This window comes from Bacteroidales bacterium (assembly GCA_014860575.1).
Taxonomy (GTDB): domain Bacteria; phylum Bacteroidota; class Bacteroidia; order Bacteroidales; family JAAYJT01; genus JAAYJT01.
This window is the reverse complement of sequence record JACZJK010000032.1, coordinates 45,508-68,988: the sequence shown is the minus strand read 5'-3', so window position 1 is coordinate 68,988 and position 23,481 is coordinate 45,508. Positions and strand designations below refer to the sequence as shown.

The window sequence follows — 23,481 nt, the reverse complement described above, 5'->3', positions numbered from 1 at the left end:
ATTAACGATCTGGTTGCCATTTATCCTGAATCAGCCATTTCTTCCCTATAAGCTTTATGATTGCCAGCATACCTTTCAGTGGTTCCCATGTAATATATAGCGGTGAAAAAATGAGGTAATGAATTAGACCACGACGTAAGGAGCCTCGGGTGAATTTCGTTCCCATACAAATTACGGAATAAATCTGAGCCATTAGAAATGAAAAATGAAAAATGAAAAGATCTTTTAATAGATTTAAAAGAAAATTGTTAAAAAAAAGCGACAATACAAACGTCGTTAATAACAGAAGCTCGAAAAGGGGCAAATAGGATGTAATATATCTTACCGGCAGTTCGAAATATCCAATTTTACCATATTTCTTATTAAACAACATGTTTCTGTTACTCCAATAATGAAGACCCAATCCCACACTCCATCGGATTCTTTGTCTGAAAAGTCCTCGTACGGAAACCGGGACATCCGTATAGACAATAGATTTTGGTGCAATTCCCAGCTGCCTCTTTCCTTTAATTTTATGCAGGCATAGAGTAATATAATAATCAATTGCTGCTGGGATATTGCTGCATGGGCCTATTTTTAAAAGATATTCCCTTTCAAAAAGGCCTAACCTTCCTTCAATTATACCTAATGCATTTAAGAAAGCCCAGCCCGGGCGCCATAATAATGCTCGCAAATATTCGATTTCCTGCGATGTAATCAAATACTCGTTTAACATGTTTCGATAGCTGACTGACTTGTGGACAAAGACAACGCTGCTAACTGCAATGCAATCATTTGCATGCATGTGCTCAAACATATTTTCAATTGCATCGGGGGAAGCCACTATATCTGCATCTGCCAGGCAAATATATGCAAATTCCGAAGCATGAATGCCTATATCTAGGGCATCTCCTTTGCCGGAACGAGACACCTGAATAATTTTTATCACATTATCTCTTTCTTTATTTATTTCACTCTTTATCAGATTGACACTCTCATCAGTTGAGCCATCATCGACGATGATTATTTCTGCAGGTTTCCACGATTGATATAGCAGGGACCGCACTGTTCTTATTATACTCTTTGATTCGTTATGCATCGGTATAATGACAGAATATTTGACGGGTTGAAGCACTGGTTCAACCTCAGTAGTAGATCTTCTTAACTGTCTAAATGATAAAACTGCTATAATTACCTGTATTGCATACACCACCAATGCATACATGAAGAAAATACAACAACTGATACCCAGTATAGTAGACATCATATAATATAAATATTCCTTATTTTAATATGATTTTCTTTGATCGAGTTGATTGCTATCTTAATCGTTAAGTGTGTATTGTTTTTAAGATTATGGAATCGAATATAATTCCAACCCTTGATCAGCCTCTCTGAAAACAAGGTCTGCTGTTTTTGAACTGCCCCTGAAAAGAGATTGATATGGGTAACCGGTGCATATTTTTCAAATTCGTTATGCGCGTCTGGCGAAATGAAAACATCCAATTCGATTGATGAAAAGGATTTACCTTGTGTTAACTCGATTGTAATTTCACCTGAACTTGTTCCTTTTTTGTTGGGAGTATATTGAGAAAATTTATACTCCCTTTTCCTCATCTTTTGATATGTTAAATCAGCGAAATATGGATTTAACAAATATTTTGGAATAGAGTCAATATTCTTGGAAGCTAAAACATTTTTGATGTAATATCCGATCTTTTTTTGCAACCTATTCAATTCAAGTGAATCAGTAACATGCGCCTCAGGTAATTGCCTTATTACAAAATTCACCTTTAAGAAGTTGTAAAGAAGTGCCTCCGACTTGTAAAATCTGACTTCATCTGATTTTTTTCCCTTCAGGTAGTTGATGATATAAGTAGCCCATAAACTAAAAAGCCATTTGCAGAAGGAGTCTATTTTAAATATTTCTACGATTTCAAAAGTGCTTTCGAATTTATTTGTATTTGCAAACTGATCTAACAACTGGATTATTTCTTTCCCCTGAAAATACCGCATTACATAATTCAGCTTGGCTTCCTGATCGGTTTCATTAAAACGAAACCCGTGAATTAATTCTTCATTATATAAAAGCAAGCTATCTTCAATTGTTTTATTATAGATTTGGGTTCCCTTGTAAACAAAGCAGGAAAATGTTATTGTATTAAGATTTCTTGAGGTGATCAAATTGTTTTTCGTCAGAAACTTCAAATTATTTATAATATCATCAATTTTCATATAAGGATCAAAAGGAATAAATCCGAAATCGATTTTTAAACCCACCCTTAACAACATTTTAACAGCTTTACCATTATCCTTAATCGTATTGCCCTTGTTATATCTTTTCAACTGGTTTACTGAGCCTGATTCCAGACCTATGTAAACCCGGCTTAAGCCTTCTTTTTTTAATTCTTTCACCAATTGATATTTTAAATCATTGGATCGGGCAGACACTTCAAAATTAATTCTGAGGTTGCGTGTTCTTATCTCCCTGCAAAAGGCATTTATTCTACCCTGTATAAATTTTTCACACCCCAGGAAGTTATCATCAATAAACAGGAATGTAGTTATTCCATAAGTGGAAATAATAGACTCGATTTCATCGACAACATTAATTATGCTCCGCAGCCTAATGCCACTGTATGAATGGATTCTGTAGAATTTCTGAATAGCACAAAATGAGCAGTTCCCATAGCAGCCTCTGGACGATAACAGGGATGCAACACCTATGCTCTGGATATAAGGACTTCTGGAAGGAAATGGCAGTAAATCCAGATTGGCGATCAAATCCCTTGGCTTATTAAAGGTAAGTTTCTTGTTATTTTCAAATCCGAGGCCATTAATTTCTCTCCAGTTCATGTCAGCCTTAATACATTTAACCAATTCATTGATTGTCAGTTCACCCTCCCCGATCACAACTGTATTCAAAGTTGGAACTTGCTGAAATAACATCTCACTCTCGAATGTGGGGACAAAGCCGCCAGCAATCAAAATTCCTTTATATCCAAGTTGTCGTAACTTATTTAAGAGTAAAACGCTGTTCTTAACTTTCCCGACCATGATGGTTATTCCAACAATATTAATATCAAAGTCTTTTATGCATTGATAAACTGCTTCAGGATTTGGGTCGGAAAAGTTCATATCATAAATCAGAACGCTGTGTCCATTTTGTTCCAAGTAAGATTTAATATATCCCAAACCAAGTTGTTCGTGTTTCTTATAATTTAAAAATACACTACAGGGATTTATCAGTAGTAGGTCTACTTTAGGATTATTCATTATTTCTTATCATTTTCTCTTTAACATCAATTAGTATTGAGATGGCACGCTGAAGCTGATTCAAGGGTACAGATAAGGATATGCGAATACAATCACCTGAGCTTTTACCAAACAAATTTCCCGGTGTAACTGATACTCCGCTGATTAATGCATGATTGCAAAACTTCACTATCCTGTTGGATGTAAAACCGGGAATTTGGCAAAACACATAGATACTTCCACAATCCTCGTTTACAAGAAAACCGCTTTTATTCAATGCGTTTATGGTATAATGCCTTCTTTTTTCAACAATTTCCCGATACCTGGGGGCTATGCTTTCATCAGTATTATATGCATAGGCTGCTGTTGCCTGACAAATTGGACTTGCTCCGCCTGAAAGCAATAAATTGGATTTACTGATAGATTGCGTTATTTCCTTATTGCCATAAATATATCCTATTCGCAGTCCGGGCGTGCAATATCTCTTCGATGTCGAACCGATCAACAACACTTTTTTGTAAGAAAAATGTATGTACTTTAGGTTTCCGGTGATATAATTTACCGGAAGATAATTGTCATACACTTCATCACACAATAAAAAAATGTTTTTATCTACTATTGCCTTGAATATTTTAACAAATTGTTCGGGATTTAATGTCAGGCCTGTAGGATTGTGCGGATTGATCAGTATGAGCATTTTTGCCGAAGCATCAGCTACATGCGATATGTAATGATCTAATGTGTCTAAATCGTCTTTAGTCCGGTAAGGATAGCCCTCAGCTTGTGCGTTACACATATTGACTATACTTGGTATGGCCGGCCAGCAAGGATCAGGTACCAAAACTTTTTCACCCGGTGAACACAAACAAAGTACAGATGATGCAATGGCGCCAATGGCTCCGGTCGTAATGACTACTTCCTTCTCTTCATCCGCTGGATCAACAGAGCGCGTCTTACTCAAATGTAGCAGAATTGCATCAACGAGTATTTTCATTCTGGAACTATACTGAAATGGCAAGTTCTTCATGTAGCAAGCACCCTGTTTTCTCAGAATAAAAGGAGGGCTGAGTTCCAGCTGCCCCCTATCTAATCTTATCAGATCTTTGTGCTGATCGCATTTCTTAAACCATTTCTCTAACTTGTCCATTGATTTTCTTTCAAATAAAAATTTTCGTTATTTCAGTATTAACATAACAGCTCTATAAACTTCAAGTATTGTTATTGATTTTATACACGAGTACTCTTTGCATACCACTTTATCATTGAATGTATAACATGGACTGCAAGCCAACCCTTTGTTGATAACAATCACTTTTTTGTGATTACCCCATGGTTTACTTTTTTGTGAATTGGTTATACCAAACAATGCAATCACCGGTGTTTTGACTGCTGCAGCAAGATGCATAGGACCTGAGTCATTTCCTATAAAAAGATTGCATTTTCCTATAATTGCTGCAATTTCACGAAGGGAGAATGAATTTTCAAGTATCCGTACATTTTCTTCAAATGGATTTTTCAGCATTTTAAGCAACTCGCTTTCATCGTCACTGCCAATACAAATAACAAGACACTTATATGCATCTAAAATCTTCCTGATCAATTCAATATAATTGCTTGCTGGCCAGCGTCTTTCAGGCATAGCTGAACTTCCACCTGGGTGAATCACAACAATTTTTTCAAAGGAACTGTTCAGCGTTTTCATATACTTTTCAGCATCGTTTTTTTCCTTTTTATTTAGCCTTAAATCTAATGATTCCGTCAAGGGTCCAGATATTAAAAGCCCTAGCAGTTCAAAATTCAAAACCACCTCATGCTTCTGCTTATCCCACTCAAGATAATGGGTAAAGTAGGCTTTGTGGTCTGAAGTATTATATCCGATCAGATATTTTGATCCTGTAATTCCCAAAATAGGTATTAGCCAGTTTGCTTCCAGGGGGAATGAAAAAAAGATCATATCGAAGTTTTCCTGTCTTATTTTATTTATAAACCTGTAATACTCAGCCCGAAATTTTTTAAGCTTCTGGGTGTTCTCGAGCAATATTGCATCATCGTAATAATTGGTCCCCTTGATTACCTCTAATGCTTTCGAATTTGTATATAATACTATTTTTACACCTGGCATTTTCTTTCTCAGTCTTTTCAGGACAGGAGTAAATAGAACCATATTACCAATACCATAAAATTTAACAACCAGTATCTTTCGTACCCGTAAAGGATTGATAAAGGAATTCCTGTTTAAGACACTATTATAGAGCGCCTTTATTTTCAATAAAAACAGTCCAACTTCATAGATTGAAAATAAAATATTTTTGAAAAATATTGTCTGCATCGTTGGTGATTAACATTTATATTAAACGGTAAAAGAACATCTTGATCAGGTTGCTTTTGCTCCAAGTGTATATATTATTTCTGCGTACGGATTTCCTATCTGACCCTGGTAGTTAAGATAATCGTCAAGTATTTCCAAGTGGTTAAAAAACATGTCATTGTCATGACTTGCAATGAATTCAATTCGATTTACAAACAATTTTTTTTTGATGTATTTACCGATAAGGCTCGGTTCCTTCTTTGAATAATTCATAAGGGGGAAAGCCATAACGGATGGAAGATTTATCACCAAGGAACTGAACTTTCGGTATTCTTCTGGGGTATATCGGACGGCCTCAGGGATAGCCCAATCGGATGAAAATACTATATTTGTGTTATATCCGCCATATATTATCTCTCCATATTTCTCTTTCATATACTGAATATTAAAATACGATTGAATAAATTCAGCCCATTTTTCCATCATTTCATAGGATAAGGCTATCACTTCTGACAAACACTGTATCAAGCATGAATATTTTGTTGGACCTAATTCAAACCAGTCATTTCTCATTTTACTAACAACATCAATCATATCATCCCATTTGTCATAGGACATCCCCAGAAAAGGTTTAATCAGGTTAACAGTATGCCTGAATGAATACATGTGATTAAGCATCGTTCTGACATCCCCAACGTCAGCAAGCTTTGACCTCCAGAAACAACGAGGTATTTTGGTTATAAACCAGTTATTAATCTTTAAAATATGATTCGGATTTGTTTCCGATAAATAATCAATTTCAAGTGATTCACCATAAAGATGCTTAATTTCGGAAACGGTATACCAATATTGAAGTTTTTTGAATAATAATTCGGTGCAGAACACCGGATTGTGTACAAACAAGTATTTTACCCGTGCATCAGATGCATCCATTATTCTGCGATGATGTGATATCGAAAAGTCTTCGCCTGTAACAATAATCAGATCAATATCGGAGAATCCCGATGTATTGCACCTGCCCGCCTGATAAATGGATCTAATAGAAGTTTTTTTCGATATTTTCTCAATATAGAAGTCAAGTACTTCCTTATAGTCATTCACTGATAATTTCAGTATCGAGTCGCGTACTGACTGACCTGAGCCGCTTATAAACTTTTTTTCACACATGCTCAACAAGGTTAAGAATCATCTTCTGAACTAGCTCAAATCCGGACTTTTTAAAATTATTCCCCTGGAAATTCTGAAAACAAGTAAGATCCTTTTTCAACTTTTTCTCTAAGGAAAGCAACAATTTATAACTGACAACTTTATTCAACATTAAATTAAAGAAAAAGGAAAGCAGTGGTTTGTTCTTGTATAGTAGCCTTATCCAGGATGCTTCGCTGATAGGAAGCCAAGCTTCAGAAGAAAATGTTTTTGACACTTCCTCAAAACTGTCCTTTTTATATATGTACCTCTGGTTCATTGCTTGATAATATAAACAAGGCAATATTAAAAGATTCTGGAGGTAATTTTTTGAATAGAAAGCATTTGTATTATAATTATATTTAAAATGTTGATTGCTGAAGTATTCATAAAATTGTGCCAGCATAGCATAGGTATCTTTCCTTACGTCACGGGGATAAAATATCATACTGTCTGAGTTTGAGTAGATGCAAATACTGTAATCAAATATTAAGAGTGGAAAATAAGTTTCAGGGTAGAATCTAGTGTCAATCTCGGAGAAGCACATTATGCCGTGATGCATCAAGGAATCAATTTGAAATAGACAAATATTGGTTTTAATAATATATTCTCGAAGTTCTAAAATTGCTTCGAAATTCTTTACAGTTTCTGATTTTATAATGACCAGGGTATCCAGATCGCTATAATTCTTAATATACTCATGAGTGGCAACGCTCCCATGAATGAAAAAGGAATTAATCAAATGCCGAAAATTCTTAATAAATTCAGATAGTCTGAAGACAGGTTTGAGGTAATTATGATCCTCCGGGATACTGTTCAACCTCCAATTTTCCAATGACTTAACATCGTTGACTATGATGCTTGTTTGATTAATAGGAATTAAACTTTCAAGTAATATATATGCTTCGGAAAGAATACCCGCCACAATTTTTACTGGGTAAAAATACATTTCAGGAACAGTAGCAATTTGGCCTTTGAAGAGAAGCGGATTGCCTGAAATTCTTTTCTGCAGGGTAAGTACAATTTTTTTTAGCGCTGACAAATTAATACTGACTTTCCCTGTCCAATAATTTTCTGGAAACCGACCGTTAATGAACCGATAAAGCAAATTATGCACCTCATTCTGAAATCTATAGATTATCTCAAAATCATCGATAGACTCATAATCAATTTTAAAATAATTATTGAGAAGAAAAGAGGAAAAATTCCGGTTATTATTTAACCATAAGTTAGATTCCGTGTCATAATAATAGTCTTCTTCAGGTGGCATTTTTGTAAGCTGGCTGGTTATCGGATAATCTTAAACCACTTTGTATCTCCTGATGTATCTTTTATTCCGTATCCCAAATCTGCTATTTTAGCCCTGACCTGATCAGCTTCTTCCCAGCGATTTGCTTTCCGCAATAATTCTCTTTCTTTTATTAGAGACAGCAATTCATCCGGCAAGCCTACATTAACAATAGACTCTAGCCCAAGTCCGAAAACCTTATCAAATTGTAGAGTAAGACGCAGTTTTTCGTTCTTTGATATTTTTTTATCCCCGACTAATTTCCAGAGTAACTGGACAGCAAGCGGAATATTTAAATCGTCAGCTATGACTGATTTGAAATCTTTCAAATAGGCATTATACAGGGAGGATTCCACGTCAGTATCGGAAGGATTGTCATTCCAGTCTTGTATTGTGTTTTGTAAACTTCTGAAAGCTGCTGACGTACTATCCATATTATCGAATCCAAAATTTAACTGCCTGCGATAATGTGTATTTAAACAATAATATCGGTACTCCAGAGGGGTGTACTGTTTATTTTTCAGTTCCCGCAGATCAAGAAAATTATCTTTGGATTTTGACATCTTTTCTTTATCTGTGACCAGAAACTCACCATGCATCCATGTATTGCACCACTTATGTCCAAGATAACCTTCAGACTGAGCAATTTCATTGGTGTGGTGTATCGGAATGTGATCAATTCCTCCGCAATGAATATCAAGTTGCTCTCCAAGATATTTAATTGCCATTACAGAGCATTCAATATGCCATCCCGGGAATCCTTTTCCCCAGGGAGAATCCCATTGCATTATCTGATTCTGGAATTTGGAAATAGAGAACCATAATACAAAATCCTCATTATTCTTTTTCCTTGAATCTGTTTCGACCCGTGCGATACGCTGATGTTTAATTTTATCAAAATTGATCAGCTGTCCATATCTGGGAAATTTCGAAATATCAAAATACACATTCCCGTCAACCTCATAAACATATCCCTTTTCATCTAATTTGTGAATAAAGTTGATAATATCACTTATATGGTCAGTTGCTCTACATTTTATATTGGGAGGTGAAATGTTGAGTTCGGCACAGTCCTTAAAAAAAACATCTTCATAAAATCTTGCTACCTCCCATACTGTCTTGTGCTCTCGTTGTGCTCCTAGCATCATTTTATCTTCACCCGTGTCAGCATCAGATTCCAGATGCCCAACATCTGTAATATTCATAACATGCTTCACTTTATAACCAAAATACTCCAATGTTCTTCGCAACAAATCCTCATTAATGTATGTTCGAAGGTTCCCTATGTGCGCATAATTATAGACTGTAGGTCCGCATGTATACAGCCTTACCCAATCAGGCTCAATTGATTGAAAATCTTCTTTTGTCTTTGTTAATGTGTTGTAGAATTTAATATTCATTGTCTTTTACTTGTTTTTAAAAGGTAAGATTTTTTTTATAGTTTCCATTAACTTCTTGAATTCATCAATCGTCAACGTTTGGTTTTTGTCTCCTGGTCTGATCATCGTATCTGGTTTATTGTAAGCTTCCACCATTATGGCATCAGCTCCAGCCACGATAGCACATTTGACCAGTGTTGGGATTATATCTTTTCGCCCGGCAGCATGCGAAGGATCTACTACGACAGGTAAGTGAGATAATGAATGAAGGATCGGGATTGCGCTGATATCAAGGGTGTTTCTAGTTTGTTTTTCAAAAGTCTGGATTCCGCGCTCACAAAGAATAACATTCGGATTACCGTTAACTGCAATGAATTCTGCAGCTTTAATCAAATCTTCAATAGTAGACGCATACCCTCTTTTCAACAAGATTGGTTTGGAGCATTTTCCAAGATGCTTTAACAGGGCCTGATTGGTCATATTTCGCGTGCCGACTTGAATCATGTCCAGATATTTCTCTGCCATTGGAATGTCAAATGGATCCAAAATTTCCGAAACAACGGGAATATCATATCTCTTTCGGACTTCAGCAAGCAGTTTTAGGCCTTCTTCTCCCATACCTTGGAAATTATAAGGAGTCGTTCTAGGCTTATAGGCTCCCGCTCTAAAAATATCAGCACCTAGTTCTTTGAGAACTTTTGCCGTTTCAAACAAATCCTCCTTGTTTTCTACCGCACAAGGACCAGCAATAACCCTGAATGATCCGTGCCCTATATTTACACCGTTAACATTTACAATTGATGGTTCTTCTTTAAAGGACCTAGAGCAAAAGTAAGCAGATATTTCCTTATCGCTGACAAAAGAAATAAAAGGTAAACTTTTAATTTTTTCCACATCTATGTTCTCTTTATCACCGGAAATTATTAGAAATTTCCTTTTATCAATAATTAGTTCCTTAACAATCCGGTTAGGGTTTTGCAATGAATTGCAAAATTCATTCACTGTATTTCCATCAGTATTTAAAAAAAGCTCAATAACCATAATTTATCTTATAAAGGTTTTCAGAATTTTATTATTTACACCAAAGTATCCGGCATTTTTTCGAATATTAACAGCCTTTAAATCACCATTCGCTAGTAAGGAGAAATTGATTAATCCGCGAAAAGCCTGCTCTTCTTCTTCAGACATCACATTATCCTCCATTATTTTATTTACTAAGTGGTCAGCATAAGTTATCGGTAAAAGTTGCCTCTCATGATCCAGATATAAAGATGTAAATTTAAAACTATCTTTCGGGATCATATTGTTATCAATTCCATAATTAATTACAGCCTGACCCAGTGCTTTAACAATCTTTATTCTTCTGAATATTTCTTTTTTCGTATAATTTCGGATAATGATGGCTTCATTTATTATTTCCAAAAAATTTTGAGGTAGCCAATTCAAGGTTTCAGAAGTTTGAATTAGCCATTTATGATGGGGTTTTTCACGATCATTAATGTTGTAAACCATTTCCAAAATCAGATCCAATGCCTTATTAAGCAGGTAATGACATGCTTCAGGATATCCCCTTTTTAATTGCTTTTCTGGATTTATCCAACTATACCAAGGAAGTTGGCCAGCTAAAATAATCAGTTTTCTATTAGATTTTTCTGCAATAAAAGCAGTCTTGTTGAATATAAGGTCTTTAATAAGCCCATGTCTATCAAATAGAACTTCTCCTGTAAATTTATACGCTTCTATTTTACTTTCATCCCATTGCAAATCAGGCGATATTTCTATCTGATAGATCAACTGATGGCAATTCACCTCCATCATCATCTTATTAACCGGTATATAAAACTGAAACTCTGGTAACCATTCAGGAAGAAATTCCTGCTTATCCCTGACGAACTCTTTTGAGTTGCTATATCCAAGAGCCTCCGGTACATTAATAAACACAGCTATATCCAGATCAGAACAGTCATCAATATGCCTTCTGAAGGTTGTGTCAGCCAGTCCACCCAATACAACTACCCCTTCAACTTCAGGCTTTGAAGCAAGATTTTCAGCAAATTCCAAAATGTGTTTTCTGGCATCCGTCCATATGTTCTTTGTTTTTATTACCTTCAGATATTGATTATTGCATTTATTTAGTTCAATGTTGAGCTTCCTCATTCTTGGCAAAAAAGCCATTGCCTCAGTTTTTCGCAAAGGAGTATTAAGAAAGTAGTTTTCAATTAGACGATTAGTATTAATAATACCTTCTCTTGCATTCCCCTTTCCCTCGAATTCAATCGAATAATTTCCTGAATACTCGTGCTTATGCAATATTTCACCTATGGTCCTATAACTGATTCTTGTTTCTTCACCATGATCATCAAAACTAAAACTCTTTGCATGAACATGGATAATATGTGGTGCGAATCTTTCGATTCCAATATAAAGATCTTCCTCTGAGAAGTACTGAAAATCACAACATATCCCCAGTGTTTCAGAACTGATTCTGTGAATAATTTTTAATACGTTTTCAAAATTTGCACAAATTCCTCCGTGATTCTCAAGGGCCAATTTAATATGATGCTTTTGTGCATGGGGTATTAGTGAGGATATGGCATCACAGACTCTTTGTAAAGCAGTATCCGTAGTGCTTGCTTGCCCACCCCAGATTCTGACGATAGGAGTCTGAAAGAATGATGCAATTTCAATCCATTTTTTTACATGATTAATTTGTTGTAGAAGTTTTTCCTTTTCCCCATATGTAAAATCATTTCGTATATCTAGAGCACACAGGGAAAGAGAGTTTTTTTTCAATAAGTTTCTGATTGATTCCAAATAAATTCGGTCGGTTTTTTCAATACTTCTGTCACATATCTCAACAGATCTGAAACCAAGTTTGTTGGAAATAATAAAAAACTTAGCCAGATCAATTTTTTTGGTTACAAATTGTTTATGAAATGAACTTACACTTAATACAATACTCATATAATCACTTTTTTAAATAAGTTATAGTAATCGATGCTAACCAAGTTCAAAATTAATAAAATTTAGTTGACTTAATACCACATTCATGCGTGATCAGAAAATCTGCTTCCCTCACTGACTATCTTAAGGATCTTTTAGAAACTGTTTTGGTTTTCAATTTTGGGTTACTTTATGAACAATGAAATGTTAATAACAAATTGATAATCAGCAGGTTGACTGAATATATAATTGTATCTTTATGATTATTAACCACACTAATTCATACAGACATGAAAAATTACTCAACCAACCTGACTGAAAATCAATGGAAAATTATAACAATTTTTTTAAATGTCACCCGAAAACGCAGACACGCGCTTAAAGAAATTTTTGATGCGATTTTCTATTTACTAAAAACAGGCTGGCAATGGAGGATGTTGCCTTTGCACTTTCCTCCCTGGAATACTGTCTATTACTATTACAGGCAATGGAAAAACAATGGTTTGATTGAGGAAATACATGAGGCTCTGAGGAATCTTGTCCGCACAAAATCAGATCATCAGGAAAGTCCCAGTGCTGCATGCATCAATAGTCGTTCAGTAAAAATCTCAAGATCAGTAGGTTAATGTAGAGGCATTGATGGTGGTAACAACATAAAAGGGAGAAAACAACATATTGTTACAGACACACTTGGTTTGCTATTAGTGGTAGTTTGTACATGCAGCTAACTTTCATGACAGTAAAGCTGCGCAAGAGGTCATTAGCCGATTAAGAGGTCGTTTTGATCGGCTCTCCAAAATTTTTGCCGATGGAGGATACAGAGGCGAACTTGTTGACAATGTGAAAATATTATACGGCAGGATAATAGAGATAGTTATGAGGAGCGACAAAGAAAAGGAATTTAAAGTCTTACCCAAAAGATGGGTAGTCGAACGAACCTTTTCTTGGTTTGAAAGCTACTGTAGATTGAGCAAGGACTATGAATTTCACACTGAAACAACCGAAACAATGATCTAATTGGCTATGATCAACAGCAAATATATGTTTAATTCCAATAAAAGTTTAGCCTCACACTTAAATTACTCGCAGCGAATTCTTCGTCTGTATCTTTCAGATTTTCTGTGCCTTTTTACTCCAAACCACAAAGGACTTTATTCCTGGTCGGAGATATTGATTGGACTGCTTATTCTTGCTCTACTCTGTTCATTGGCACTATTAGCTGCATGGTAATAATATGAATCTTTACCAGTACATAGCCTTATCAAATGATGCGAAATCCCAGCTACTATGGGAACAAGGCATCTATGTAATGAACCGTTTTGAAGATGATCTGGCCATCAACCTGTACATGTTATCTGATTTCTATGTGGAAGCCTGGTATAATCAAAACAGTAACAAAATTGTGAAGTTAAGGCCATTTCGAAGTTTAAATCTCCTTGAAACCTACCTTAATCAGATTAAGCTCAATATTTGAACTTTTGTATTTTCAATGTCACCAAATAAAAACCTGGCCAACTTATACAACATGGCAGGAGTATTAAGTGGTTGACCATGTTTAATACTGCCATACCCATCATACGGCAGCGCATTACAAATATACACTCAGAATTGCCAGATTTAAAATTTTCGCATTAAATTCGTTGCATGAACGTTGACAGCTTACCCAAAATCAAAGTTTACGCAGTTACACGACAACCACTGGAAGATGAATTGCCAGGTTACAGGATTAGTAGCGGACACCAGGATTTCATTGAGAGAATGATGATGAAATACCAGATAAGTTCCGAATATCCGCAACATTACCTGGTAAAGATAGGAATGTCAGTATCATCTAAACTGGTTGATATGGATAGTGTACCGACACACATATTCATTCAATATTTTCCTCAAAGAGGTGGCTTCCATTATTTTTCCTATCCTGATACCCAGGATTGCATTGAATGGTTCGGAAGGTTTTTTGAAAATCTGGTAGATATTTATAGTAGAAATCATCATAAAAGGGTGCACAAAACTGGCTAAAAGCAGGTCATTTTCATTGTTAAGTCATACCAAAAAATTGACGAATACTGGCAAAAAGCATACGAATAATAAATTAATCCGCACTTTTATACATTGAGTGTTATTTCAGAGATTAATTACTGTATTTTAGCGAGCTATTGATGTTACCGGACACCAAATCCATCACACCCCTAAAACCACAATAGCAGCACTAAACCATAATCTCCATCTTATAATAATATAGCCAAAAATTAGCTTTCCTGCCTTAATCCCTAATTGCTTGATGAATCAAGATCGTTGCATATTGAAGTATGTTGAATGAATATTTCATCAACAGGGTTAATTTCGCCTCTTTTATGCCTATATTTGTGTGCAATTCTGATTGCATGCAGTGGATTTTTAGTGTCATTAATTTAGATGACGACACTCTATGATTTATGTATTGACAAATTATTAGTGAAAGGTGCTCTCAAGCCCGCCAGCTGGTGAGCATCACATTAGGCTGCATTAAAGATTCAAGGAGGTAAAGATGAGATTTCCTTTTCCGGCTGTTGGCATCGTCTTCGATCTTGACATCGTTGACCAAGGGTATAATGCTATGGCCCTGTTTATGGAACACGCGGACCCAACGCGGCTTGCCTTTTGCACAATCGCGAGTGGTGATGTGTTACGCCCTAAGTCCGAGGTCGTAAATAGCTACTATGACTATTGCGTCGCTGTTTGTGGCCAGAAGGCGTCTATCGCATACATCCGCCAGCTGTTTAGTGGATCTAATATCGCTGGACTCGCCCCCGAACACCGTAGAATTATCGAACAACCAATGCTTGATTGCTTGGTTCTTTCGGAAGATGGGCAGATTGATGCGCATGGCCGCTTTATAACCGACGAGTGGTACCGTATTGAACATGACAGGTGCAAGAAAAGTGGATGGGGGTACGCACCCCGCGCAGTTAATTATGAGCTTTCACCCCAGTTGCGTGCCGAGCTAGAAGAGCTTCGGCATCCTCGTCAACCATCAACAAAGGAGAGCACCAAAGGTCAGCAAGATGTGTGTGGAAAATGTGGGATAACCCTGGAAGAGCGTCTTAGATTGTGGAATGCGCCCGCACCACCAGGTGTTGTAAAAATCGGTAGTGGGCGCGGCGCGTTCCTCTTCTGCAACCATTGCCAAATGGGGATGTGCGGTGGGTGCTCAATTGATCTTGGCATGAGTGCAGGGTGCCCATTTTGCGAGAACGAGCTCGTGTATATGGACGGGACAAGTCAATAGCGGGGATAAGTCTTGGACCCGCTTAACAATAGCATTCAACGAGCGTAAGGTCCCGCGCACCATAAGTCCTTTGCCAATTTAAAAGCATTTTGTAAAACAATAAAATCAACGAATAATAACGTGAATGACATCGCAAATCTTATTCCCCTTCCTTTGTTGATAATCTGTCTATTTTATCTTCTGGGAGCAGGCATACGTAGGCTATATAAAAAGTATACAGGCGGTGTTATTTCTACTATAGTGCTGACGCTCCTTCACATTTGGATGCTATTTCCAATACTACCATTTCCCCTTTTGGCTGTTTTATTTGGAGCTGGCTTTATGGGCGGAGTTGTATTGGCACGCAATGACAGAGTCTTAAAGATTGCGGTCATCTTTCTGATAATTGTAGTTACGGCGCTTTCACTTTCGCAGTTTATTGCAATAACTGGTATATCAAAAGGAATTCCTCCATTTGAATCGTTTTTCGAACCGCGTCTTGTGTTTTTCAATTTCACGGAAATAATATTTGGATCAATAATAGTGGCATTTCTATTTGTGATATTGCAACGGTATTTGTGCAAGATATTAAATAAAAAAAACAACGGTGCATGTATTTTGCTGGCCGTTACTTTAACTTATTTTGCTCAGCAATTTATACACCTTGAACACCCAGGGCTCGGATATATTGTAGTATTTGGCCACGCATTGTCGTCACAATTATTAAGTATTCTTTCGTTTGGCGGCTTATTTTGGACCATTGTGCTTATTATTAACATCGTCTTAAGTCTATATTTTGGTATTATGCTTTATAGTGACTTCGATTTACTCAAAAATTTCTCTAACCAAATATATAATAGAGTTATGATAATTGGGGCCGTTTACTTTATGCTGTTCCATATGATATCTCTTAGTTTTCTTTATGCCGATTATGATTTGCTTAATGCAATCATGATGATTATGCTTTCTGCAATAACTATCCCATTCGGTGTTACTTTGGGATATGCTTTTAACCAATCATTAATAGACAAGCTATCACTTGCTGCCAGAGATGGTGAATACAACCAAGTCGGCAATGCTCTTAATAGAGGTATAGAGATCAATAAAAAGGACAAAGACGGTTATACGCCACTAATACTTGCAGCGCACAATGGTCACATAAAAATTGTAAGGTTGCTTTTAGAGAAAGGTGCAAGAGTTGATTTAAAAGACGTAAATGGGAGTACAGCATTATCATCGGCTTGTGGCAAAGGCCACTATGAAATCGTACAATTACTAATAAATGAAGGCGCTGATTTAAACTCAAAGGATAACGATGGTAATTCTCCTTATATATCCGCAATATTTGGTGGGCATACAAATATATGTGAACTACTGGCAAAAAATGGAGCAAACACTCAAGAAAAGCATCCGCAATTGGGTTTAGAGGCGGAAGAGATAAGCCGGATTATTGGTCCGTTTCGCGATTTTGTAAGAAAACACCAAAAAGATTAATGCTATGTTATTTGAAATCTAGCACTTTTCCCCTACCATCATAAATATAATTTTTCTCTCTCCCCTAAAAACCACCTATCGCAACATTACTTCACCCTACCGCATTAATATTTACATAGTCAGAAATTACATACATTGCTTCAAATAGCCCTCAAATCACAGTAGTATTAGACCGAATCGTAACTTAATTCAACATTCTTAATAAAATCCATAGCAACGTGTTAATTTCGAATATTTTGTGCTTATATTTGTATCCTCATCAACCCCAAACAACCGATGCTGCCAGTTTTAAAACTATATCGCATCAGCAAACATCCGTATTACGGAGATTTCATCCAGCAAAAATCCCTATATTTCAATACTGATTTTATTGAATGCCTGATTCAGGTGAATGATATTTCTATTAAAGAACTATTAATGGTTTTGATTGTGTCTGATGATAATCATGTAGGCGGTAGATGAACAATGAAAAATCTGTCAAGGTAGGGCTGACCACCCAACGTAACAAATTCTTTTAACATAGTGGAGTCCAGAACCCACTCTAAAAAACGGGGCGAAACAGAAAAAACCTAGGAGCAATACAATAAGATAAATAAAATATTAACAAAGTATTCAAATTTTATTAATCTATATCTTTATGAAAACACAGAGAATTATCGCTATATTTTTCCTTCTACCAATGGAAATTGATTAAAAAAATGTACGGTTACCAATATGAACGAAATAGCATTAAGTATACATTGGATTAAATTTAAAAATTGGAGTTACAAAATGCCCCAACTTTTGATTTTGCCATCCGTTATCGGTATGGAAAGAGTCCGGATCATGAAAGCAAAGCTCGCAATTATCCTCGCGCTTCTGATAGTCGCCTCCTCATGCTCCTTTAGCGGCGACTCGAATGGTTCTCTGGGCAAGAGTGACAACGTGACTCAAGCGCCAGCCGCAGCTGTTGAACAATCTTCGGAGCAGCAAACGACTAAGCATGCAGTGCCAAAGGTTGGTGCATCAGCCCAGGTCGAGTCTCCTACCATTGAGAGTTGTCTTGTTATCGCCCCTATGCTTGAGTTGGCTATCAGTGAGGCGGAGGCCGGAGTGCGCACGGTCATAATGACAAGTAACCTGTCTGTGAAAGCTCGCCAAGAAGGGATCAGTCTCGCTCGCGAGCGATTGCAACTTACCGAGGCGATATTCGATCTCTTCGAGATGGAAGCCGCAGATTTTCGACTGGATGAAAAAATAAAACCATACCTAAATGCAATACCAGGATACCGAGAACGGCTCCACGAATGTTATGCAAAGCTGGACAGATTGGCTCATTTGGATGCACTGCAAACAGGCTCATTCAAAGATTCCCGTGACGGTAAAACATACAAATCCGCAAGAATAGGCAACCAAACCTGGATGGCTGAAAACTTAAATTATGAGACCGGAAGCGGAAGCTGGTGCTATGACGATTCCAAATCAAACTGCAATATTTATGGCAGACTATACGATTGGGAAACTGCAAGAAAAGCCTGCCCTCCGGGCTGGCATTTACCTTCTGATAGCGAATGGACACAACTCACGATTTATTTAGGCGATGAAAATGTTGCCGGTGGCAAATTAAAAGCAACTACTTTGTGGAATAGCCCCAATACTGCTGCTGATAATAGTAGTGGCTTTTCGGCGCTTCCGGGTGGCGCTCGCGACAACGATGGTAGCTTCGTAAACATTGGCTACATCGGTGTCTGGTGGAGTTCTAATGAGTACTATACAAACTACCTCTGGCTCCGCTCCCTAAGTTACAGCGGTGGCGATATACTCAGACGCGCCACCGCTAGTAAGGCATATGGTTTTTCTGTTCGTTGCATCAAAGACTAATTACACATAGATTGAACAGGACAATCAGACTCATTGTGCTATAATCCTTTTAATCCAACCTCGCTAATCAAAATTCCGTAGTATTAACGGGAATATTTTGCTTGTATAGCCATTATTCATTCCAACCTTGATTCTCTCAGCCAGAATCAAACAATCCAAAATTTCCTGCTATAAGGGAAATAAATTGCCTTATCATTTCCGGCTATACAAACCACCTCAAAATTTTAATTTTTTAAAAAATTTTTTGAAGGTTGGATATTGGTGAGTTTGGACTGACTCCAAAACAACCCCACCTCCAGCTTGGGCTGGGTTGTTACCCGGCCAGCTTTTTAAAACTCACCAGTGGCTAACGCCACCCAAAATCAAAATGTTATGCCGACAACAACAGTCAATGGCACGCCCAAGACAGTCAGGACTCCCGCAGACGTGGTAGAAGAAATGACTGCACCTGGTTTTAATCTTGACCAGGAGTACACTTTTAAAATGCGAAGCTTCAGGTATCGTAACCAATGGGCTTTCGTAACAGTAATCCATAAGGAGGAAACAATGGAAATCCTTATTGGAGAAATGGCCGCTTATCCATTGCCAGCAATGCTTCAGGCAAAACAACTCGGTGGTAATGTTTATGGCAAGTTCAAAGGATACCACAACCACGGTGGTGTGGATTACCCAAGGTTCTGGAATGTTAGCGTAGGCTAGCACTCCAGGCCCTACGGGGCTTTTATATGCCATTGTGAGCCAGTTATAGACCTGGCAACCCTTTTGCTGTTTTTGGGAGTTTTAAAAGCAGCTTGTGAGAGGGGCAGTTTAAGTACTGTCCCTTTCTTATTTATATCATGCACAAAGGCAATATTATCTCCGTAACCGAAAGAAATTATATCATATAATTAATCCGGTGATACCATGAAACGCAATTTATTTGAACAGGTAACCCAACAGGTTATTGACAATCTTGAAAAAGTTAGTTCGTGGAAAAGATTATGGGAAGTTCCGCAGCCGGTTAGTTTGAATGGCCATCATTACCAGGGAATCAACTACCTGTTGCTTTCAACTGATCAGTTTACATCACCAGTATGGGGAACCTTTAACCAGGTGAGACAAAATGGTGGTTGCGTCAATAAAGGTGAAAAATCCAGGCTTGTAGTTTTCTGGAAACGATTGATTGATTCAACAACGGATAAGGTTACTGGCGAGGCCAAACAAAATGTTCACTTTTTACTTCGCTACTACCTGGTATTCAATGTTGAACAGTGCTCCTTTGATGACATCGGCAAGGCAAAAATCAACACCCTTTCCAGGGCCTCAGAGAGCCTTTCTAACGAACGCAATATTCAGGCTGAAGAGATTATCGGCAATATGCCTGATCCGCCTCAAATACGCCTTGGAATGCACGACACACCATCATATATACCTTCATTGGATGTATTGGAAATGCCTGACAAGAAATACTTCTTCAACAGCGATGCCTACTATGCTGCATTCTTTCATGAGCTGATTCATTCAACAGGACATAAGAAGCGCCTGAACCGTTTTGAATCAGACCAATTCCGTAATAACGAGAATTATTCAAAGGAAGAACTGGTGGCTGAATTGGGTGCTGCATACCTGCAAACCGTAGCAGGAATCAACTACGATGCTGAAAATACTGCTGCTTACATCAAAGGATGGTTACGTGTATTGAAAGACAATCCTACCTGGATTACCTGGGCTGCCAGCCGTGCTCAAAAAGCATGTGAATTCATTGTACCTGCACTTGCACCGGAAAATATCTGTGTTGAAACTTAAAATAATCAATATCATGAACATAGAATTATTACGTCTCCGCATAAACCATTTCAAAGGCATAAAATCCCTGGAGGTCAACTTCTCTCAGGTTACAAATATCAGGGGAGACAACGCTACTGGCAAGACCACCATCATGGATGCATTCCTGTGGTTGCTATTTGGTAAAGACTCTACTGACAGGCGTGATTTTGAGGTCAAATATATTTCCAATAATGGAAATGGCTCTCCTAAAAATGTTGAAGTGGAAGGCTTACTAATAGTTGACAATAAGCGGATTATCCTCAAAAGAGTGTTCGCTGAGAAATGGATTAAGAAACGTGGCTCAATTGAGGCTGAATTTTCGGGCCACGAGACCACTTTGTTTTACAATGAAGTGCCTGTAACTGTAAGGGAATACCAGGAAAAGATTGATGCGATTTGCAGTGAGGATGTCTTTAAAATGATTACCAGCCCCTATTATTTCAACAGCTTGCATTGGGAAGCTCAGCGCAAGATACTGTTTGAAATGGCAGGTAATGATGTTACTGATGAATCTGTAGCGAGGGGCATACCAGAGTTTGAATCTTTGCTCAGGGAACTGACTGGTAAAAACCTGGTAGAGTACAGAAAACAAGTTGCCAATCAAAAGCGCAGGATTAAATCAGAACTGGATTTGATACCTACCCGTATTGATGAAGTCAACAGATCCTTGCCAAAGGAACAGGACTGGACTGAGCTTAACAAGCAGTTACAGCAAGCTCAATCAGAATTTCAATCTGTTGAGGAAGCAATTACTGATAAATCCAAAGCTTACCAGCAGCAATTTCAGGAAAGAACCGAGCTTCAGAGGAAAATTCATGAGGCAAAGGAAAAACTAGCTGATATTGTTGCTGCCTACCGGGAAGAACATTTGAAAGGCTACCGGTATATTCTGGCTCAAAATGCAAGGGTAAAATCCGACATGGAGAATGTGCGCAAGGATATTCTTCATCGTGAGAACCGCTTGAAGGAGTTGAATAAGGCCATAGCTGATAATGTTAAAGCCAGGGAAAAGCTCCGTGAAGAATGGCACCTGGAACAATCCCGGCAGTTCAGTTACAATGAAACAGTTTGTCCTGCTTGTAAAAGACCTTTTGATGATGTTGAAAATCACCGGACTGAGTTGATGGAAGCATTCAACAATGCAAAGGCAAGAAAAGTAGGTGAAATTTCTGAACGAGGGAAAGTCCTTAAATCTGAACATCAACAATTGGTTGAACAGTCTGAAAGCATTAAAGAGCAGGTATCACAGCTTCAGAGTATTTTGGGTGGGCTTGGCAATGAATTACAGCAGGTGGAAGAACCGGCTCTTATTGCAAAAGATATTCCTGGTTACATTGAAGCTGCCAACCAGATTGATGCGATGGAAGAGCAGTATCGCCAGCCCATGAATCAACCTGATGTAGCTGAACTGAAAAAGCACAAATACCATCTTCAATCCGTAATAGGAAACTTAAAAGATGTACTTGCCTGGAAGGATCAGATTAACAAGGGAAATTCCCGCATTCATGACCTGAAGCAACAGCAGCAAAAACTCGCCCAGGAATTGGCCAACCTCGAAAAGACTGAATTTGTAATCCAGAATTTTGAGAAGGCAATAGCTGATGCAATTGAAGAAAAGGTCAGTGCCATGTTTGAACTGGTCAAGTGGCGATTGTTTGAAAAGCAGATCAATGGCCAGGAAATTCCTACATGCAAGGCAACTTATCATCGAGTACCTTATGCTGATCTGAATTCAGCCGCCAAAGCCATTATCGGGCTGGACATTATCAATAAACTTTCCAAATATTACGGTGTAAACGCCCCAATCTTTATTGATAACCGGGAAGGAATCAATCAGATTATCCCGACCCAATCGCAACTGATCAACTTGTCAGTGAGCAAAGACCCTGAACTTGTTATTGAAACTTAAAATCCAATTTTATCATGGAAGAAAAAACCAATTCTAATACAGGGCTGAAAAAGATTGATGCCCTGAAAAATATCCTGAAAGCACCTTCTGTTGAAGAACAGTTCCGCAATGCTTTACAGGAAAACTCAGGAACTTTCGTTGCATCCGTAATTGACTTGTTTAATAGTGACAAATCCCTCCAGGACTGTGAGCCAAAACAGTTGGTGATGGAAGCATTGAAAGCAGCCGTCCTGAAGCTGCCCATCAACAAAGCACTTGGATTTGCCTGGATTGTGCCTTATAAGTCCAAAGGTGGCGTCATTGCTACATTCCAGATAGGTTATAAGGGATATATTCAACTGGCCATGCGTACTGCTAAATATCGTATCATCAATTCAGATATGGTGTATGAGGGTGAGTTGAGGCAAGTCAACAAACTCACCGGTGAAATTGATTTCTCCGGAACAAAATCATCCGACAAAGTGGAAGGTTACTTCGCCCATATCGAGCTGTTGAATGGATTTGCGAAAACACTTTACATGACCAGAGATGGCATTATTGCCCATGCAAAGAAGTACTCCAAATCCTATGAGCATAATGCTTCAGCCTGGCAAACTGACTTTGATGCAATGGCAAAGAAAACAGTGATCCGCAACCTGTTGTCACATTATGGCTACTTATCGGTAGAAATGATGGGTGCAATAGAAGGCGACATCAGTTCCGATACTGTGATTAGGGATAAGGATGTGAAGGAAACCACCGGTAGCAAAGAATTTGTTGCTGATGTAGAATTCGAGGATGTTTCTGAAAATGGTGGAAATTCTGACAAAACTGATCCTGGGTTTTAAT

19 protein-coding genes and 1 pseudogene are annotated in these 23,481 nt (G+C 37.7%); 11 read left to right on the top strand and 9 right to left on the bottom strand.

All coding sequences use genetic code 11. The features are described from left to right. Position 1 precedes the first annotated feature (1 nt). The 9 genes from IH597_08835 to IH597_08795 all read right to left on the bottom strand — a co-directional run bounded on the left by IH597_08835 (position 2) and on the right by IH597_08795 (position 12,358). Positions 2-1,246 (bottom strand): glycosyltransferase family 2 protein, encoded by a 1,245-nt coding sequence (locus IH597_08835; protein MBE0662558.1) that lies wholly within the window; start codon positions 1,244-1,246, stop codon positions 2-4. Further along, positions 1,243-3,255: a B12-binding domain-containing radical SAM protein gene (locus IH597_08830; GenBank protein ID MBE0662557.1), complete on the bottom strand. Its 2,013-nt coding sequence runs from the start codon at positions 3,253-3,255 to the stop codon at positions 1,243-1,245. The genes IH597_08835 and IH597_08830 overlap by 4 nt, the downstream gene beginning before the upstream one ends. Continuing rightward, positions 3,248-4,228, bottom strand: coding sequence for a pyridoxal phosphate-dependent aminotransferase (locus IH597_08825; protein MBE0662556.1), 981 nt, complete (start codon positions 4,226-4,228; stop codon positions 3,248-3,250). Before IH597_08825 ends, IH597_08830 begins: the two co-directional genes overlap by 8 nt. A gap of 180 nt (positions 4,229-4,408) precedes the next feature. Then, positions 4,409-5,563: a glycosyltransferase family 9 protein gene (locus IH597_08820; GenBank protein ID MBE0662555.1), complete on the bottom strand. Its 1,155-nt coding sequence runs from the start codon at positions 5,561-5,563 to the stop codon at positions 4,409-4,411. 45 nt (positions 5,564-5,608) lie between these two features. Next, the gene (locus IH597_08815) at positions 5,609-6,709 is read right to left on the bottom strand and encodes a hypothetical protein (GenBank protein MBE0662554.1); all 1,101 of its coding nucleotides are present in this window, start codon (positions 6,707-6,709) and stop codon (positions 5,609-5,611) included. Further along, positions 6,702-7,997: a hypothetical protein gene (locus IH597_08810; GenBank protein MBE0662553.1), complete on the bottom strand. Its 1,296-nt coding sequence runs from the start codon at positions 7,995-7,997 to the stop codon at positions 6,702-6,704. The genes IH597_08815 and IH597_08810 overlap by 8 nt, the downstream gene beginning before the upstream one ends. A 17-nt stretch (positions 7,998-8,014) precedes the next feature. Next, positions 8,015-9,415 carry a cysteine--tRNA ligase gene (cysS, locus tag IH597_08805; protein MBE0662552.1) on the bottom strand — a complete coding sequence of 467 codons (1,401 nt, stop codon included), beginning with the start codon at positions 9,413-9,415 and terminating at the stop codon, positions 8,015-8,017. A 6-nt stretch (positions 9,416-9,421) separates the two neighbouring features. After that, positions 9,422-10,435: a bifunctional 3-deoxy-7-phosphoheptulonate synthase/chorismate mutase gene (locus IH597_08800; GenBank protein MBE0662551.1), complete on the bottom strand. Its 1,014-nt coding sequence runs from the start codon at positions 10,433-10,435 to the stop codon at positions 9,422-9,424. Positions 10,436-10,438: 3 nt separating this feature from the next. After that, entirely contained in the window at positions 10,439-12,358 is a 1,920-nt protein-coding gene (locus IH597_08795) for a sugar phosphate isomerase/epimerase (protein MBE0662550.1), read from the bottom strand. Positions 12,359-12,627: 269 nt separating this feature from the next. On the opposite strand from IH597_08795, the pseudogene IH597_08790 reads away from it, so the two are divergent. From IH597_08790 to IH597_08740, 11 genes and pseudogenes are all read left to right on the top strand, one after another. Continuing rightward, a pseudogene (locus tag IH597_08790) lies at positions 12,628-13,354 on the top strand (IS5 family transposase). A gap of 217 nt (positions 13,355-13,571) precedes the next feature. Next, positions 13,572-13,811, top strand: a complete 240-nt coding sequence (locus IH597_08785) for a hypothetical protein (GenBank protein ID MBE0662549.1) — start codon at positions 13,572-13,574, stop codon at positions 13,809-13,811. Positions 13,812-13,981: 170 nt separating this feature from the next. After that, positions 13,982-14,356 (top strand): hypothetical protein, encoded by a 375-nt coding sequence (locus IH597_08780; GenBank protein MBE0662548.1) that lies wholly within the window; start codon positions 13,982-13,984, stop codon positions 14,354-14,356. A 508-nt stretch (positions 14,357-14,864) separates the two neighbouring features. Further along, on the top strand, positions 14,865-15,605 hold the full coding sequence (locus IH597_08775) for a hypothetical protein (GenBank protein MBE0662547.1): 741 nt from the start codon (positions 14,865-14,867) through the stop codon (positions 15,603-15,605). Positions 15,606-15,725: 120 nt separating this feature from the next. Then, entirely contained in the window at positions 15,726-17,078 is a 1,353-nt protein-coding gene (locus IH597_08770) for an ankyrin repeat domain-containing protein (protein ID MBE0662546.1), read from the top strand. 276 nt (positions 17,079-17,354) lie between these two features. Then, the gene (locus IH597_08765) at positions 17,355-17,540 is read left to right on the top strand and encodes a hypothetical protein (GenBank protein ID MBE0662545.1); all 186 of its coding nucleotides are present in this window, start codon (positions 17,355-17,357) and stop codon (positions 17,538-17,540) included. Between the two features lie 663 nt (positions 17,541-18,203). Continuing rightward, on the top strand, positions 18,204-18,938 hold the full coding sequence (locus IH597_08760; GenBank protein ID MBE0662544.1) for a fibrobacter succinogenes major paralogous domain-containing protein: 735 nt from the start codon (positions 18,204-18,206) through the stop codon (positions 18,936-18,938). A gap of 372 nt (positions 18,939-19,310) precedes the next feature. Next, complete coding sequence (locus IH597_08755) at positions 19,311-19,637, top strand: hypothetical protein (GenBank protein MBE0662543.1); 327 nt, start codon at positions 19,311-19,313, stop codon at positions 19,635-19,637. 204 nt (positions 19,638-19,841) lie between these two features. Further along, positions 19,842-20,723: a DUF1738 domain-containing protein gene (locus tag IH597_08750; GenBank protein ID MBE0662542.1), complete on the top strand. Its 882-nt coding sequence runs from the start codon at positions 19,842-19,844 to the stop codon at positions 20,721-20,723. Positions 20,724-20,736: 13 nt separating this feature from the next. Continuing rightward, a complete protein-coding gene (locus IH597_08745) occupies positions 20,737-22,653 on the top strand; it encodes a hypothetical protein (GenBank protein MBE0662541.1) in 1,917 nt (638 codons plus the stop codon). A 14-nt stretch (positions 22,654-22,667) separates the two neighbouring features. Continuing rightward, positions 22,668-23,480, top strand: a complete 813-nt coding sequence (locus IH597_08740; GenBank protein ID MBE0662540.1) for a recombinase RecT — start codon at positions 22,668-22,670, stop codon at positions 23,478-23,480. The last annotated feature ends 1 nt before the right edge of the window (position 23,481 follow it).